Raw genomic sequence first — 16,627 nt, forward strand, 5'->3', positions numbered from 1 at the left:
GCTCACCATTTACATGTTTGCATCAAGAAGCACACTATTGAGTTGTACTGACGTTGCTCATTTTCAGTGAGTTTAGAGATAAACACTGCACGACTTATTTGCTATAATCCGCCAATAACTATTGGGTTAATTTATTAAGGTCGATTCTGTGCTCACCAACACTTCTCAAGTTCTGCTACGAAACATTCAATTTGTCGAAAACCAGAATGTACTGATTCTAAATCATGAAGCAGATGCCTTAGCTGTTGAATTGCTGGATACTGCTAGCTCAGTGACTGCATTAGCCTTAGATTTTAATCATCATCAAACAATAGCAAAACAGACAAAAGCAAACCTACACTGTTATTTTGGCCATGACGTCCCTGTAGATGCTCAGTTACAAACTTTTGATACTGTGGTGATTTACTTCCCAAAAGCAAAAGCTCTCGCGCCATACCTTTTCCTGTTGGCTGCCAAGCACCTTAATGTTGGCGGTACACTCATTGTCATTGGGGAAAACAAAGGCGGCGTAAAGTCTCTGGCTAAATTACTACCAAACTATTATTCAACCGCGTTAAAACGCGATAATGCTCGTCATTGTTTATTGTTTGTCGCTGAACTTATACAAGCAGCACCTAAGCTGAATATTAATGACTGGGTGAGTCAATATCAGTTGGCCACACCTCAAGGTAATATCACAATCTGCAATTTAGTGGGCGTGTTTAGCGAAAAGAAACTTGATCAAGGCACAGAGCTATTGTTATCACACCTACCCGAGCTCACAGGCAGAGTACTCGACTTTGGTTGTGGCGCTGGCGTTATTAGTGCGGCGATGCTAAAGGCTAACCCGAGTCTTAATATTGATTGTATCGATATTAATGCCATGGCATTAAAAGCTTGCGAGCTGACACTTGAGGCAAATGACATGAAAGCCAATGTATATGCTTCAGATGGGTTTAAACAAATATCTGGTAAATTTGATGGCATCATCTCAAACCCACCCTTCCATGACGGTTTAGCGGCAACCACACAAATTGCTAAAGACTTCGTAAAATCAAGCGCTAACAGCCTGTCAAATAAAGGGGTTTGGCAAATCGTTGCTAACAGAAACCTCCCCTATGCAGACACAATTGCTGAAGAATTCGGACAAGTGAACGTGCCAGCTGAAAACAATAAGTACAAACTATATTTTTTTCATAAGTAACAAAGTTTTAACAGTTATTAGGTTTCTAAGAAAAATATATCATTTAGTGAAAAAACAACTGCGTTCTGACTAGTTTTTATCATAAAAAACCGCTACATTTTGTTAGTTAATAACAAGAACGTCACTAAGGCGCATTGACCTGATAACCTTCTCAGGCTATGAATAAAAGGTATTTTATGTTGGATTGGAGCTTAGCGGTTTTTAATGAAAACCAAACTCAAGTTGAGTTTCGTGTTATCCCCAACACTCATGGGCCAGTGTCTGAAGACGATGTCAGTAAACTGCTAACTCAACCTGAGTTTGCCATGCTGCGCCCCATGCAGCACAACATTCATAATGCTGTTGCCGAAATCAATGCGCTATGTGGTCAAGATAACGGTCAACATGAGTTATTTTTTGTTATTGCTGAGCGTGCTGATGGCAAAGTCATCATAGATATAAACGAAGATAAAATGTCTGCCTCGATGACGTTAGAAGCTGCTTGGGGCGGCAAAGATCCATCACTGCCAATGATCCTCAACGGACTTAAATCTTACAAAGTAAAAATGGGCTTAAGTAAGCCGAAAATTCAATCTCTTATTCAGCAATTAGCCATTCTTCCCCCAGGTGAGTCTTGTGACAGTGTTATCGCCGTCGGTAAATTACCCGCCAACGGTATTAATGCTAGCTTGAGTAGAAAAGTTCCACTTGCTCGTGAGCGATTATTGCAACCACAAGAGCGTGAAGACGGCTCGGTAGATATGCGTAACCTAGGCGCCATGATAATGGTTAAACCTGGTGATGTATTAATGGTTAAAACGCCTGCAACTTCTGGCACTGCTGGATATAACATCCATGGTGAAGCCATATTACAGGTTGAAGGAAAAGATCTGTCGATGCAGCCTGGTAGTGGCACAGAAATCGACCCTGAAGATCCATATAAACTGATCGCTACGGTGGCAGGTCAGCCTGTTGAAAACAAAAAAGGTATGCAAGTCGATGACGTGCTGCAAATTAAAGATGTCGACGTAAAGTATGGTCATGTTGATTTTGAAGGCAGTATTTTAATCACAGGTGACGTTCATGAAGGTATGAAAGTAAAAAGCAGTGGTGACATTACGGTCATGGGCTTTGTTGAATCAGCAACCTTAGAAGCCGATGGTGATGTTATTGTCAGCAAAGGCATTATTGGCAGGCAGATTAAAGAACATGAACTCAGTAATAACATCACAGCGCAAGGGCAAATTTGTGCTCAGTTCGTACAATATTCAAATTTAACTGCCCACAGTGATATTTTAGTGACTAAGCAACTTCTGCATAGTCATTCGCAATCGGATAGCGTTATTACTGTCAGCGATCCTAGCGCAAAGCGCGGTGATTTAGTTGGCGGTAGAGCAACCGCTAAAAAAGGCATTAAAGCTGTCGCCTTTGGTGCAACCGCAGGCACAAAAACAGAACTTTATTGCGCTATGCACCAAGCAGAGCTTAGAGCAGAAGTTAAAGAGTGCGATGCTAAAGCGAAAAAATTAGTTGTGATGGGGCTTGATATCGAAGCTCGGCTCAGAAAACTTCCGCCTAAATCAGAATGGCAAACTGACGCTGGCATGATAGAGCAAGTGAAAATGATGCTCGATGAAAAGAAAGAAGTCGCGAATAACCGTGCTAAAGCAGAGTCTGAGTGTAAACAGTTACAACAAGAGGTCGGAGGTTATTACAGCAAGCACTTTATTCAAGCTGAACAGCATATTTTCTCCAATGTCGAAATCCATATTGGCCCTGCTCAAAATCGAACCCAAAGAGAGCATGGACCTTGTCAGATTAAAAACCTTCATAATGAAATCAGTTTTGATTACGGTAGCCATTAAAACTGATGGTGATAAATGCTATGGATAACATTTGTTGGCCTGCAATTATCAAGCAACAAGAAAGTGAAGAGCTGATTTATCTAGCCAGTGAGAGAGATTGGCTAGAGTTTTGTTGCTTGCAACCACACATCTATGATCACCAAGATCAGCTATTAGACACTGCAGGGCTAACCTTTAATATTGTTATCGAACCGACGATAGACTCAAGCTTGATGCAGGTACCACAACCCACAGCGGAATTACCTCAACTTGAAATAAGCCAACACCCTATCGATATTGTCAGTTTTATCCATTTGGTTCGACAACACGCAGTATTAAACGGCCATTGCTGTAGCGCTAAAATTGTTTTTAGTGATATAAAGCAAGGGATTGAAGCTGTCGCTTATCTTGAATCTATTTAGCTTGAGTCGCCTTTGCCTATCAGGCAGAATGCCTAGCGTTTTTAATAATTGCATCGAACAATGTATCAATTAAATCACACCACCAATCATCAACTTCTCATCATAACAATGGAACAGCTAAATTTATGGAACTGCTGAATATAGAATGCCTTGGTAAACGCCTACGATTAGAAGGCTCCATGGCGGGCTGGCAACAACTATATTGGGACAATCAATTAGTCTCGCAAAAGTCAGCATCTGTAGATAATCAGGCTTTTAACATACATGAGTTTGAGTTATCACGGCCCGCTTCCATGCAAACATCGAGCACTGATGATGTCATTACAGAAGCCAGTAGAAACATCATAAAAGTCCGTCTCGAAGCCGATGTGCAATGGCAGCCGTTTCTCATAAACTATGTAGTGCTCGTCGATAAAGACACCATTGCTGAAGGACAACGTAATACCAAGGATATTGAACAACAAGTTCCTGAAGTTGCCCCAGTAAAAAAACAACAATTCAGTATGGTGGGATTGGCATCTTTAGGATTTAAATTACTTAAAAGTGCCAAAGTGGTTAAAGCGATGCTGGCAGCTGCGAGTGTTGCTGCCTATTCGTGGCTTTTTTCAATCGAGTTTGCCTTGGCATTAATCGCTTGTTTGGTTATCCATGAGTACGGTCATATCAAGGCAATGAAACACTTTGGCATGAAGACTAAAGGCATCTATCTCATCCCATTCATGGGTGGTTTAGCGGTCAGTGACGAGCGCATTAATACCCGTTGGCAAAATGTAGTGATATCTATCATGGGGCCCACATTTGGCTTAATAATGTCGATAGGTTGCATGATAGCTTACTGGGTCACTGGCAATATATTCTTCGCTGGCCTCGCTAGTTTTAACGCCTTACTAAACCTGTTTAATTTACTACCAATTTTACCTTTAGATGGCGGTCATATTTTAAAAAGCATTACCTTTTCGATGAACAGCATGGTCGGGCTTATCGCCTGTATGGCTGGCGCAGCAATCGGTGTGTTCATCAGTTACAGTTTAGGTTTAGCATTACTTGGTTTCTTGTTATTAATCGGTAGCCTAGAAATTGTGTTTGAATGGAAAACCCGCCATCAAAGTCATTTATTACCGTTAGATAGATACGGCCAGATATTTTCTACGATTTGGTATTTTTTAACTGTGGGTATTTTGATTGGAATTATCTGGTACTTTGCAGGCTCTGGTGATGACATGCTGGCTATGCCACTTGAAATATTGAAGAGTTAACAAGAATTAAAGTGGGTTATTTCGAAAGTTTAACCCACTTACCTTACGCAGTTTATATTTGGTATTGAGTGTCCCAAATGATAGCTAAGTTCTAGTCCTAAGTTCTAAGTTCTAAGCACTACGCCCTAAGCCTAAGCCTAAGCTCTAGCTCTAAGCTCTAAGCTCTAAGCTCTAAGCTCTAAGCTCAGGAAAAATCATACATCATTTAATCTCAAACACATTCGTCATCACTTTATACAGCTCAGTACCTTGATGCACTGATGCCGAAGCAAAGTGCAAAACAGGCACGCAATCACAAGGTAAACTCACTGACGTTAACGCTTGTTCTGAGCCATATTGATCAAGTCTTAATAGGGTAACTAACGACTCACCTGCTGCCAGCGGCTTGCCCACTTCTGCACAATATTCTACTAATCCCGCTTTTGGTGCATGAAACTTTTTGTAGTCTTTCAAATAACAGCCCCAGCGCGGCATCTCAGCTGGTAGCACTTTCTCTTCAATCACACCTCGGTGACTCAAATAAGCCAAAATTCCTAGCGCATCTTCTTTAGCGTCGGCCATATCAATGCGCTCTTGGCTAGCCAGTTCTAAGGTAAATGCGGCAACCGGTACATCAAAATGACGTTGTTGCGTGGCGCAATATTGTTGAAGCTGCCACCATGGATAAAAAGCGGCTTCGTCCATCGCACCGCCAAATTCATTTGGAATTATCAATGAAAAGGGAATAGAGAAGAATCCAGCGGCTTCAACATCATATTCAGGACAATATAAATGTTTGGCTGATTTCGGACCAGTATGTAAATCTAATACAATATCAGCGTCGTGGGCCATTGATTGCAAGCTAACCGCAAGGCGGTGTCCTGTGCTTATGCCCCAAGTATTGGCGATACGTTGCTGACAGCTACGGGTTAATAATTCACGAAAAGCCACGACTAACTCAGCATCTGATAATCCTTGGTTTAGTTCAAACCATTGAGGAATATTGCTAATAATATCAGCATGTTCATAATATTCACGATTCCAATTGACCCCAGTGATCGGGTCAAACCGCCCCAGGGTAAACTCGCCACTTTTTTGGTTTATACCTAGTGGGTTAGCAAGTGGAAGACAGCGAATATCACCTAAAATAGTGTATGATTCTAGCAAGGTCATTAGCTGATAAATAACCGCATTACCTTGTACTTCTGCGCCATGAACATTTGCTTGAATGTACACAGAAGGCGCAGCGCTATCGCTTCCTTTAAAACTAAACAAAGGCGCTGTAAGCGCTTGACCAGTGGCCAATTCTCCCAACTCAACTTGCGAAGTCAGTGCTTTAGAAGTACCGGTTGATGCTGTCATTTTTAACCTTATTGGCATTACTTATTCAAATAGATTTTGATGCAATGAATTTACTACATCTGCCGCTTCTGATTCAGCCACTAACACACATAAGTTGTGTGGGCTCGCGCCTTGACAGATCATGCGAACATTATGGTTTTCTAGTACTGAGAATACACGACTACATATGCCAGCTGTTGAAGCGATTTTATTACCAATAATCGCGACTAAAGCGAGATTATCTTCTACTCTAACTCGGCAATGCTGTGATAACTCTTGCAATAACGACTCACTTAATAAGCCTTGACCGCTTGAATCTGAACCGGTTTTATCCAGTGTCAGCGAGACATTAACTTCTGATGTGGTAATTAAATCAACAGAGATTTTATGCTTAGCAAGCGTTGCGAAGGTTTCCGCTAAAAAGCCCTGAGCATGTAGCATTTGTAAGCTATGTAAATTTAGTAATGTTTGATCACGTCTTAAAGCAACGGCGCGAAAAACAGGGACCTCTTCAACTTGATGACGGATCCAGGTTCCGCCCTGCTCAGGTGCTTTACTTGAACCTACAAAGACTTGAATTTTTTGACGAACAGCAGGAAGAATAGTCGCAGGATGCAATACTTTGGCGCCAAAAGTCGCCATTTCAGCGGCTTCATTAAAGCTGATTTCAGGGATCGGTCTAGCATTAGGGGCCAAACGAGGGTCAGTAGTATAAATACCAGCAACATCAGTCCAAATCTCTACCGCATCAGCTTTAAGCGCTTCAGCCAATAAAGCTGCTGAATAATCACTGCCACCACGGCCTAATGTTGTCGTGTGCCCTTCACTGTCTGCACCAATAAACCCTTGAGTTACAATGACCTGTTCATTTAAAAGCGGCGCTAAATGTTCAGCGGCTAAAGAAGCAATACTCTCTATCTGTGGCTCTGCACGGCCAAAGTGACTATCGGTTCTCAGTACTTGTCTTACATCAAATGCACTCGAAGGCGTGCCTTTTTGGCGAATAACTGCTGAAAATAACAATGAAGAACATTGCTCACCCATTGAGAGTAACTCATCAATAATGGCTTTGCTTCTATCTAGCACTAACGCATCACTAAGTACTGACATTCTACTGAGTAGCTTATCAATTGTTGCCGCCACATCTTGTGGGCGCTCTAGCTTATCAACAATGTCATATTGAACTTGGGCAATTTGAGTCAACAAAGCCATACGGCGTTGGTCATTTACGTTGGCTTGAGTCAACTCAACCAGTAAATTAGTCACGCCACTTGAGGCACTCACGACAACAACACGAGTATTAGAATTAGCAAGAATGATACCTGCACAGCGATTCATTGCAGAAAAATCGGCAACCGATGTGCCTCCAAATTTAGCAACAACTAAACTCATGACAGCACCTCAGCAATAGGCTGACTAGCATTTACAGATTGAACAATAAGATTTAAAAACATGATTACGCTCCGAACTTACTTCGTTCGAAGAGCCTGGTGCAGTGATAACGCACCCTTAGAGAAGGGAAACAGCAATCTTTTCACCAGAAGCTCTCCACCAATTAATAGGTGACAATCGTTAGGATTCAGCCTAATCGACCGATATGAAGTTAAACCAATCACTTCGAATATCTCGGCGCTAATCTCCCTCATAAGTCATCATCGGAATAGGTTTTCCTCAGACTCACTACCTAGCTAACGCTCCTCTTCTGTTTCTCCCAATGGAAGAAAGTGAAAAATACCAATAAATGACCATCTAAGTCAATTCAGACTTGTAATAAAGTTACTAAATAACAGAATACTGAAAATACGACATTTAAATGCTTAATCAAACAGGAGAGCTTTTTTGAAGGAATTGATAAGATAAATACTTAAATTACAGCAACAAAGAAGAATACAAAAAACAATCTAATGGATAGTTGAAGCAAATATTATACATCTGCAATAACAAAAATAGCGATTACTGCTCAATGATGTCTTAAAAGGGTTTATATACCTCGCCAATGAATACGTATTTTCAATGCAATTGTGAACCGTCAGTAAGTGATAAATAGTTAGCTCTACAATCCGCTTTCAGAATGAAGCTGTTATTCAACCTTAATCTGCTCTTGCTAGAATAAAACCTACATAAAGATACCATTAACGACTTCTGGGCAGAGATCTCACCTTAATCAACAATACCTAATTAACAATACCTAATTAACAACAATACTTAATTAGCAATAATATCTAAAAATTACTCGTGCAAATCTGGTAGTTCATTCACTAGCTGGGTACGTGTTGTAAAGTCGCCAATCATCACTTCATCATCTGGCGCATCTCCGCAAGCCACTAGAGACAATAAACCTTGGTTCACATAATAAATCGCATGTTGTTTGAACTCTCGCCCTAATTCTAACGCCTGCTGTTTATCAATAAAGACTGCCCAGCTTTTTTCCATATGCGATAAATCAGGAGCTGCGCCAATAAGTGAACGATATGGACTGTTATATTGTTCAATTTTTCGCTGTAAACGACGGTCTAATAACCGATTTTGGCAAGGAGTGAGCACACTACCAAGAGGATTGTGTGCGGTGACAATGGCGAAAGGAATATCATTAGATAAGCGCTGCGTGAGTAAAAATTGTGTTCCTTGATACTTGTGCCAAAGGCTATCAATTAAATTATCCATTATCTAATATTCTCTGTTAATCCCAGTTAAGTGTAGCAAACCCTTATTCACGCTCATAGTCCATGTGATGCAAGTCACAAGAATAATAATTAAATTAAACAGCAAAATCAAAGGCTTATTAAAAAATTCAATTTTGTAACAATTCTAATGCGTAAATTTGTTAACATTTCATTTGTTAACAAATGCCTAAAACGAGTACAATAATCACCACTAGCTAGATTTTGCTACATAACTATAAGTTGTGGCACAAGCTGTTACATTTATCGGTACATTTTTTCACCATTAAATAATCAAGCTTGAGCATTTTGTTCTACATTTTTAGATAACATTAAATATAGAACATTATTAAATTGCCAAGGAACTTTTATGAGCAATTTAATCTCATAGTGTAACGAATCATTGTTTTAATAGATCTTTAGACTGATTGTGAGTGAGTTAAGACTCAGCATACAATGAGAATATGGATTTTTTATGATCACATTTATGTCACGTATGTCTCTTTTAATAATGTATTAAGCTGAGTGTATATAATGTAGCTAGTCATGAAGCGTGTTTTGTTCAGGGCAGACATAGATAAACACCTATCGTGAAATTTATAAATTATCGGCGTTTCATTAATAAACACGCCAACGCCCTAGTGCAACATGACTAGAATCAATTGTTTTTAATTTAGGTAAATAACATGCAAAACCCACACATTCTTATTGTTGAAGATGAAGCTGTAACCCGTAATACACTGCGTAGTATTTTTGAAGCAGAAGGGTATGTAGTAACTGAAGCAAACGATGGCGCAGAAATGCATAAAGCCATGCAGGATAATAAGATTAATCTTGTTGTTATGGATATCAATCTTCCTGGTAAAAACGGTTTATTGTTAGCTCGTGAGCTTCGTGAAATTAACAATATCGGCCTTATCTTCTTAACTGGTCGTGACAACGAAGTTGACAAAATTCTTGGTCTTGAAATTGGCGCTGATGACTACATCACTAAGCCATTCAACCCACGTGAATTAACTATCCGTGCTCGCAACTTATTAACTCGCGTTAATAGTGCTGGTGCAGAAATCGAAGAAAAAGGTTCTGTAGAATTCTACCGCTTCAATGGTTGGAGCTTAGAAATCAACAGCCGTTCTTTAGTAAGCCCACAAGGTGAATCTTATAAGCTTCCACGCAGTGAATTCCGCGCGATGCTTCACTTTGTAGAAAACCCAGGCAAAATCTTAACTCGTGCTGACTTGTTAATGAAGATGACTGGCCGTGAGCTTAAGCCACATGACCGTACTGTTGACGTAACCATTCGTCGCATCCGTAAGCATTTCGAAAGCTTACCTGATACGCCAGAAATCATCGCGACTATCCACGGTGAAGGCTATCGTTTTTGCGGTAACTTAGAAGATTAATTTTCGCTTATTGCGGAAATAAAAAAAGCCAAGTCGATGACTTGGCTTTTTTATTGGCTGTAATTCAGCTTAACGGACAAACTATATTACGAATATTCTTTGGCTAAAGCTCAATCTCGAAACGAAGGGGTAAGCTACGCTTTAAATACCGAGACGTTACTTCTTATGAATGTAGTTTAACTGATCGAATTATTTACGCCTTTTGTCTTTAAACAATTCAATTAAGCTCATTAAACACAAAGCCCCCGCTATCACATTGAGGGCTATTAGTACCGCTACCGTCATTACTTCAACTCATTTTCCAAGAAAGCAGCCAACGACTTATAAAGGTGATTTCTAACTTTTTCACCACGCATTGAATGTTTCGAACCTGGATAATCCATCATCTGAAATAATTTACCTTCATCCTGCAAGGCTTTATAAACGCGAGTGCTGTTTTCAAACAACACATTATCGTCAGCCATGCCGTGATACATCATCAATCCTGATTGATAATTTTTCACATAAGGTAAAACACTACTGGCATCATAACCTGTTTGATTTCTTTCAGGATGACCCATGTAACGTTCTGTGTAATGCGTATCATATAAACGCCAATCTGTGACCGGTGCGCCAGATATTGCAGCCTTAAAATAATCAGGTGCTTTAAATTGCGCCATCAATGCCATGTAACCGCCATAGCTATGACCATAAATCGCAATATTGTTTCCATCGATATAAGGCAGACTACGTAAATGATCTACGCCCACTTTCTGATCTTCGACTTCTGCATCGCCCATGTTTTGGTAAATAACATATTCAAACTCAGTACCACGGTGCGCAGAGCCACGATTATCTAATTGAAATACCGCAAAACCTTGTTGCAGTAGATACTGAGTAAAATAATCCGCTTCGCTCCAACTATTCACTACTAATTGCGCATGTGGACCGCCATAAACGCGAACAACAACAGGGTATTTCTTACTGTCATCAAATGGTACAGGTTTGAATAAACGATATTGCAGTGCTTGGCCATCTTCAGCTTTTAGCTCTCCAAATTCAGGCATTTGCCAAAGACCCGCAAAGTCATACAAAGGGTGTGACTGATTAACTTCATTTTGCTCAACCCAAGCTAATTGCTTACCTTTTTCATCGTGTAAGCTCACTTGTGGCGGCTGACTTAGGCTATTAAAGTAATCTAAGTAAACAGGTTTATTATCTGCAAATACCGCAGAATGCATGCCGTTACGGCTGGAGATTTTTTCGATTTCGCCACCAGCTAATGGCACTCGGTATAAATGACGTTCAACTACAGAATCTTTACGACCAGAGAAATAAACCCATCCTGCTTTTTCATCAACTAACTCAAGCGCATCAACCGCCCAATCACCTTGGGTTAATTGCTTTAATACTTTGCCATTTAAATCGAATAAGTAAAGGTGGTTAAAACCATCACGTTCTGACGCCCAAATGAAAGACTTTTGTTGTTTTAAAAACTGTAAATCATCATTAAGGTTAACCCAAGCTTCACTTCGCTCAGCCACTATGGTTTTAGTCTTGTTGTTACTGGTTAAATCAGCAATGCGTAAATCTAGCGATTGTTGGTCGCGACTCTGCCATTGGAATGACAAATGTTTGCTATCAGGTAGCCATTTCACTCGCGGCAGATAAATATCTTTTTCTTTACCTAAATCGATCCATGAAACTTGTTGCTCTTTTCCTTCTTTGGCAAGCGTAATCACGCCTAACTCTATTTCAACATTTGTTTTACCCGCATATGGGTAACGCTGCTCGGTGAGTTTAATCCCGTCTGCATAAATTTCATTACGTGTGACTAATTCAACGCCTGACTCATCAATACGAGTAAACGCGATAGATGACTCGTCTGGCGACCACCAATAACCTGTCATACGGCCCATTTCTTCCTGGGCGACAAATTCTGCCATACCATTTTTAATCGGACCTTTGCCATCAAAGGTCAACTGAGTCAGTTTTGAGCTAGCGAGTTCTAGTACATAAATGTTTTGTTCGCGCACAAAAGATACATACTTACCTTTTGGCGATAGTCGCGCATCAGTTACGAAACCTTCGCCAGTATCAAGCTCCACCGCTTTGTTATCAGCAATGGTAAAATAATATAAAGTGCCAGCAGCTGGGATCAATAATGCTTCGCTGTCATCAGCCCAGAAGTACTCCATGATCCCTTGACCATAAATACGTTGGCGCTCACGGCGTGCTTTTTCTTCATCTGACAATTCACCCGAAGCTAATTTATCGGCATTGAGTAAAATACTGCGCTTTGCCGTTGCAATGTCCATTTGCCATAAATCGTAGAAGTGTTGATTATCTTCACGACTTGCAAGGTATGTCACCAATCTACCATCTGGAGACAACTTCAGTCCTCTAGGGCTTGCACCAGCTAAGGCTGGCGAAGCATGAATTCGTTCAATAGTAAGCGGAGTGTTATTACCTGTCATATTCATTGTTGAGGCCAATACGTAGGTCGAGAAAAGAGAACTAGTCATTACTAGCGGAATTACGGATAACACTGAAAGTGCCGTAGATTTCCATTTCGTCATCATGGTCATTCCTTACAAAAAATGATGGTGTAAATTTCTTATTGTTATTATTTTTAATTTAACCAAATACCAACCTAAAGTAGGCATTTTGCGTGAGTTTATAACAAATCAGTCCGAAGTCATATATTGCTCATCTTTTTCACGCTGTAATGTCACCCGAACTAAGGTATTATCTGTGGCAATAAAATAGAACATTAACCACTGGTTACCGACCTTAACCTCTACTGTCTTAGGAACAAGCATGCAAACTTTGACACAAACCCTTACAAAACAAGCTGTATCAGAATCTCTTTCACAATTAATTTTGAGCTTAGCTGACTGTTCAAAAGAAATTAGCCAAGCCGTTCGCCATGGCGCACTAGCAGGCGTTTTAGGTGCAACTGAACAAGAGAATGTCCAAGGCGAAACACAGAAGAAACTCGACGTTATCACCAACGATATGCTCAAAGATGCACTCAAAGCCGAAGGTAATGTGCGTGGTCTAGCATCAGAAGAAGAAGACTATGTGGTTGAAGTGAATAAGCAAGGTGAATACTTGGTTTGTTTTGATCCATTAGATGGCTCTTCAAACATTGATATTAACTCTTTGGTAGGCACTATTTTCTCAGTACTACCAGCACAAGCTGGTGAGTTAACTGAAAACAGCTTTTTACAAAATGGTCGTCAGCAAGTTGCTGCTGGTTATGTTCTATATGGCCCATCAACCATGATGGCATTAACGACAGGTAATGGCACTCAACTTTATACTCTAGACCCTGATACAAACGAATTCTTGTTAACAGATCCGAGTGTTAGCATCAGCCAAGACACTGCTGAGTTTGCCATCAATATGTCAAACCAACGTTTTTGGGAAGCGCCAATGCAAACTTACATTAGCGATTTGTTGCTAGGTAAAATTGGCACTCGTGAGAAGTCTTTCAATATGCGCTGGATTGCAGCCATGGTGGGTGATGTACATCGCGTGTTATGTCGTGGTGGTATCTTTATGTATCCAACCGATAACAAGAACCCTGAGAAGCCGTATAAGCTACGTTTGATGTATGAAGCTAACCCAATGGCATTATTAGTAGAACAAGCCGGTGGTAAAGCCTCAACTGGTTATGGTGACATCTTAGATATTGAACCAGAAGCCATTCACCAACGTGTAGCGGTAATTTTAGGATCAGCTAACGAAGTTGAAACTTGCTTAAGCTATCACGGTCTTGATTACAGTAGTGAACCTGAAATCAGCTAAGCTGCTTATTTTAAACCTCATCTTTTAAGTGAGGTTTAACTAAAAAACCGCCAGTTGGCGGTTTTTTTTTATTTCGAGTGTTAGGCCCGGTTATTACTGCCAGCTAAAAAGAGCATAATCGGGCAAATTCAATTTTGCTGCAGGATCTTCGGCTAACTTTAGTTTCATTGCGACAATATCCTTTTGTAATTGCGTGCGAAATTGCCACACTTCAGTGGCGACAGCTTGCAACTCATCCGACTTATCTACACTCCCCTCTCGCACCGCAGCCCAAATCGGTCTTAAATGATCAAAGCCCTGCTTCATTTTCGCCACATTTTTTTCGGTAAATTGATCAATTTCCGCAGAGCTATGTAATGGCGCGACAGGTTGGCTACCAATACTTGAAAAGAACGTTAGATAATCATCCATAGGAACACTGTCAGCACTTTGCCATTTAGATAAGTTTACCTCATTGAGAAGTTGACTGGTTTCAGGGTTAATCACCATCACTGTCGGCGTGCCAAAGTAGGCAGGATAGGCATATTTTTGAGGTAAATAATGTAAGTCATCAAAGTAGCCCACATCAATAAACACAGTTTCAAAGCGATCGGATAGTATGGTTTGCATTTGATTTGTCGAAAACTTAGCAGCAAGACCACGGCTGTCATGGCACCACTGTGCGCCCATCACCACCAATAACAATTTACCATTTGCTTGAGCAGTAGATTGAGCCGATGCTACTCGCTCCATATCATTATCATGAGCAATAAACGTATATTGTGGCAGTGATTCACCATGATGCGTCGTTGACTGACACCCCATCAATAACATTAATGGTATTAAAATAAATCCAATCCCTAATTTCACGTAACCTCCCCTTTATTTTTATGATAGTTATCTAAGCATATACAAAAAAGGTCTGCTAATGCAGACCTTTTGTTAACCCCATGTTCAACGAACGGTTAAGCATAGGGTTAACCGTTCGTTGAGCCCCAAAAGACTCAATCAAACTTAAGCTTTTTCAGCTTCAATCTGGTGCGGTTTTTCAGTTTGGTCGACAATGGTTAATACCGCTGTATCACCAACAACGTTACATGACGTCAGCACCATATCGATGATACGGTCTAACGCAGCGACAATAGCAAACGCTTCAACTGGTAATCCCATTTGGTGAATAAGCACACCAATCATCACCATACCACCACCAGGCACACCACCTGCACCCACTGACAATAAGAAAACACTGAACAATAAGGCTGGAATTTGATCGCCACTAATAGGCATACCAAAAGCATTGGCAACAAAGAAAATCGCAATAGTAATGTAAATAGATACGCCACCCATGTTCATGGTTGCGCCCAACGGCACCCCGAAACCTGCTACAGCGCGGTTTACACCTAGCTTGTCAGTTAAGGTTCGCATGGTCACTGGAATTGTTGCATTTGAACTCGCAGTTGATAGCGAGAACAAGATTTGTTCGCGGGTTTTTTCGCGGAATTGTTTCGCTGTTACTTGAGTAAAGAAACTTACTGCATATGGATAAACCACAAAAATCCACAGTAATAACAACCCAAGAATTAGCAGTAAATATTGCACCACGCTGAAGAAGATTTCAGGCTCTAACGTCGCACCAAGCTTGAACATCAATGCAAACACACCTATTGGTGCAAGGTTCATCACCACTGATATCAAACGCATCATAATGACGTTAGCGGTTTGAAAGCCCTTCACTGCGCCTTTAGCAACTTCACCTAATGACTTGATCACGCCGCCTAGCAATAGCGCCATGAAAATGACTTGCAGCATATTGCCTGACGTAAATGCAGAGAACGGGTTATTCGGTACGATATTGACAATCAAGGTCATCAAATTAGGCAGTTCAGTGGCGGTAATATCCACACCACCAGCACTAGACATATCAACGCCTTTACCTGGCTCGATTAACATTGCTACCGCAAAAGCAGCCGTAATCGCCACTAGGGTATTAATAATGTAAAAGCCAAACGTTTTGCCACCAAGACGGCCGAAGCTTTTTAGGTCTTGTAGTTCACACACGCCGCAAACAATACTGACAAATACTAGCGGTACCACTAGCATCATGATCATATTGACGAACATTTTACCAATGCCAGAAGCGACTTCGACTAATGTCCCCGAAAAGAACGCCACATCATTTAGCGCAAATTGAACGATACTACCCAGTAGTACCCCTAAGAATAACCCGATAAAAATTCGAGTCGATAATGATTTGGTCATAATTTTCTGTATTCCTAGTTCAAGCCGACTTCAGAAAGAAAACACCTAAAAACGACGATAAAATTTGTTTTAATTATTTTTAACGACAAGGATACTGAAACAAGATGCAACATAATTCAATGTTAGAGATCAATAAGTTGTTATAAGGAATGAAACTAGATATTTACAGTGAGGTATAATTGACTGTTTTAAAACAACTAAACCATTAAATTTAATAAAATTGACTGTTATGCCAGTTTTCAAAACCAAAACACAACTCCATAACAGCGAGATCCGTTAGTTAAATTACCAAATTAAGTTAGATACACTGGCTTACTACAATATGTTTTGCCTTGATGCCATAACACTCGTAAGCAATAACATTTGTTACTAAATAAAATTAATCATAATGTTATCAGTAAGATCGATAAATGTATCAATATAAAACCATATGAGTCGCTACTGTTAAATCATCACAGCAATTTCAACTGGCTAAATTCTAGCCAATAAAAAAGCAGTTAAGTTGCCTTAACTGCTTTACCCGCTAACAA

The 16,627-nt window shown here is 40.4% G+C and carries 13 protein-coding genes and 1 riboswitch; of the genes, 6 read left to right on the forward strand and 7 right to left on the reverse strand.

Annotated features, from left to right (window positions below; translation table 11 throughout):
- Window positions 1–148: 148 nt before the first annotated feature.
- From AB4153_RS05570 to AB4153_RS05585, 4 genes are all read left to right on the forward strand, one after another.
- Window positions 149–1,183, forward strand: coding sequence for a methyltransferase (locus AB4153_RS05570; RefSeq protein ID WP_303514660.1), 1,035 nt, complete (start codon window positions 149–151; stop codon window positions 1,181–1,183).
- A gap of 176 nt (window positions 1,184–1,359) precedes the next feature.
- Entirely contained in the window at window positions 1,360–3,027 is a 1,668-nt protein-coding gene (locus AB4153_RS05575) for a DUF342 domain-containing protein (protein ID WP_303514661.1), read from the forward strand.
- A gap of 20 nt (window positions 3,028–3,047) precedes the next feature.
- Entirely contained in the window at window positions 3,048–3,428 is a 381-nt protein-coding gene (locus AB4153_RS05580) for a DUF4144 family protein (protein WP_303514665.1), read from the forward strand.
- A gap of 125 nt (window positions 3,429–3,553) precedes the next feature.
- A complete protein-coding gene (locus AB4153_RS05585; protein ID WP_229368519.1) occupies window positions 3,554–4,684 on the forward strand; it encodes a site-2 protease family protein in 1,131 nt (376 codons plus the stop codon).
- A gap of 201 nt (window positions 4,685–4,885) precedes the next feature.
- Here AB4153_RS05585 and AB4153_RS05590 read toward each other — a convergent pair whose 3' ends face one another.
- The 3 genes from AB4153_RS05590 to AB4153_RS05600 all read right to left on the reverse strand — a co-directional run bounded on the left by AB4153_RS05590 (window position 4,886) and on the right by AB4153_RS05600 (window position 8,668).
- Window positions 4,886–6,025 carry a succinylglutamate desuccinylase/aspartoacylase family protein gene (locus AB4153_RS05590; RefSeq protein ID WP_102526577.1) on the reverse strand — a complete coding sequence of 380 codons (1,140 nt, stop codon included), beginning with the start codon at window positions 6,023–6,025 and terminating at the stop codon, window positions 4,886–4,888.
- A gap of 21 nt (window positions 6,026–6,046) precedes the next feature.
- Window positions 6,047–7,396 (reverse strand): lysine-sensitive aspartokinase 3, encoded by a 1,350-nt coding sequence (gene lysC / locus AB4153_RS05595; RefSeq protein WP_102526578.1) that lies wholly within the window; start codon window positions 7,394–7,396, stop codon window positions 6,047–6,049.
- Between the two features lie 141 nt (window positions 7,397–7,537).
- Window positions 7,538–7,714, reverse strand: a riboswitch (Lysine riboswitch).
- A 519-nt stretch (window positions 7,715–8,233) separates the two neighbouring features.
- Complete coding sequence (locus AB4153_RS05600) at window positions 8,234–8,668, reverse strand: DUF3293 domain-containing protein (RefSeq protein WP_229368516.1); 435 nt, start codon at window positions 8,666–8,668, stop codon at window positions 8,234–8,236.
- Window positions 8,669–9,350: 682 nt separating this feature from the next.
- Here AB4153_RS05600 and arcA point away from each other — a divergent pair.
- Complete coding sequence (gene arcA / locus AB4153_RS05605; RefSeq protein ID WP_102526580.1) at window positions 9,351–10,067, forward strand: two-component system response regulator ArcA; 717 nt, start codon at window positions 9,351–9,353, stop codon at window positions 10,065–10,067.
- A gap of 284 nt (window positions 10,068–10,351) precedes the next feature.
- Here the strand turns inward: arcA and AB4153_RS05610 are convergent, their stop codons facing one another.
- Both AB4153_RS05610 and AB4153_RS05615 read right to left on the reverse strand, forming a co-directional pair.
- Window positions 10,352–12,571 (reverse strand): S9 family peptidase, encoded by a 2,220-nt coding sequence (locus tag AB4153_RS05610; protein WP_371996720.1) that lies wholly within the window; start codon window positions 12,569–12,571, stop codon window positions 10,352–10,354.
- A gap of 162 nt (window positions 12,572–12,733) precedes the next feature.
- Window positions 12,734–12,868: a hypothetical protein gene (locus AB4153_RS05615; RefSeq protein ID WP_267869067.1), complete on the reverse strand. Its 135-nt coding sequence runs from the start codon at window positions 12,866–12,868 to the stop codon at window positions 12,734–12,736.
- On the opposite strand from AB4153_RS05615, the gene AB4153_RS05620 reads away from it, so the two are divergent.
- The gene (locus tag AB4153_RS05620; protein ID WP_102526582.1) at window positions 12,867–13,859 is read left to right on the forward strand and encodes a class 1 fructose-bisphosphatase; all 993 of its coding nucleotides are present in this window, start codon (window positions 12,867–12,869) and stop codon (window positions 13,857–13,859) included. The genes AB4153_RS05615 and AB4153_RS05620 overlap by 2 nt on opposite strands.
- A gap of 93 nt (window positions 13,860–13,952) precedes the next feature.
- Here the strand turns inward: AB4153_RS05620 and AB4153_RS05625 are convergent, their stop codons facing one another.
- Entirely contained in the window at window positions 13,953–14,708 is a 756-nt protein-coding gene (locus tag AB4153_RS05625) for a thioredoxin family protein (RefSeq protein ID WP_371996639.1), read from the reverse strand.
- 144 nt (window positions 14,709–14,852) lie between these two features.
- Window positions 14,853–16,097 carry a dicarboxylate/amino acid:cation symporter gene (locus tag AB4153_RS05630; protein WP_102526584.1) on the reverse strand — a complete coding sequence of 415 codons (1,245 nt, stop codon included), beginning with the start codon at window positions 16,095–16,097 and terminating at the stop codon, window positions 14,853–14,855.
- Between the last annotated feature and the right edge of the window lie 530 nt (window positions 16,098–16,627).

Origin of the sequence: Shewanella sp. 10N.286.52.E4, from assembly GCF_041468785.1 — a bacterium.
Taxonomy (GTDB): Bacteria; Pseudomonadota; Gammaproteobacteria; order Enterobacterales; family Shewanellaceae; genus Shewanella; species Shewanella electrodiphila.

Bases quoted from the DNA above. Each gene is read 5' to 3' on its own strand.
- AB4153_RS05580 (WP_303514665.1), top strand. From the start codon at position 3,048: ATGGATAACATTTGTTGGCCTGCAATTATCAAGCAACAAGAAAGTGAA.
- AB4153_RS05615 (WP_267869067.1), bottom strand. From the start codon at position 12,868: ATGCTTGTTCCTAAGACAGTAGAGGTTAAGGTCGGTAACCAGTGGTTA.
- AB4153_RS05575 (WP_303514661.1), top strand. From the start codon at position 1,360: ATGTTGGATTGGAGCTTAGCGGTTTTTAATGAAAACCAAACTCAAGTT.
- AB4153_RS05620 (WP_102526582.1), top strand. From the start codon at position 12,867: ATGCAAACTTTGACACAAACCCTTACAAAACAAGCTGTATCAGAATCT.
- arcA (WP_102526580.1), top strand. From the start codon at position 9,351: ATGCAAAACCCACACATTCTTATTGTTGAAGATGAAGCTGTAACCCGT.
- AB4153_RS05630 (WP_102526584.1), bottom strand. From the start codon at position 16,097: ATGACCAAATCATTATCGACTCGAATTTTTATCGGGTTATTCTTAGGG.
- AB4153_RS05585 (WP_229368519.1), top strand. From the start codon at position 3,554: ATGGAACTGCTGAATATAGAATGCCTTGGTAAACGCCTACGATTAGAA.
- AB4153_RS05590 (WP_102526577.1), bottom strand. From the start codon at position 6,025: ATGACAGCATCAACCGGTACTTCTAAAGCACTGACTTCGCAAGTTGAG.
- AB4153_RS05610 (WP_371996720.1), bottom strand. From the start codon at position 12,571: ATGACTAGTTCTCTTTTCTCGACCTACGTATTGGCCTCAACAATGAAT.
- AB4153_RS05600 (WP_229368516.1), bottom strand. From the start codon at position 8,668: ATGGATAATTTAATTGATAGCCTTTGGCACAAGTATCAAGGAACACAA.
- lysC (WP_102526578.1), bottom strand. From the start codon at position 7,396: ATGAGTTTAGTTGTTGCTAAATTTGGAGGCACATCGGTTGCCGATTTT.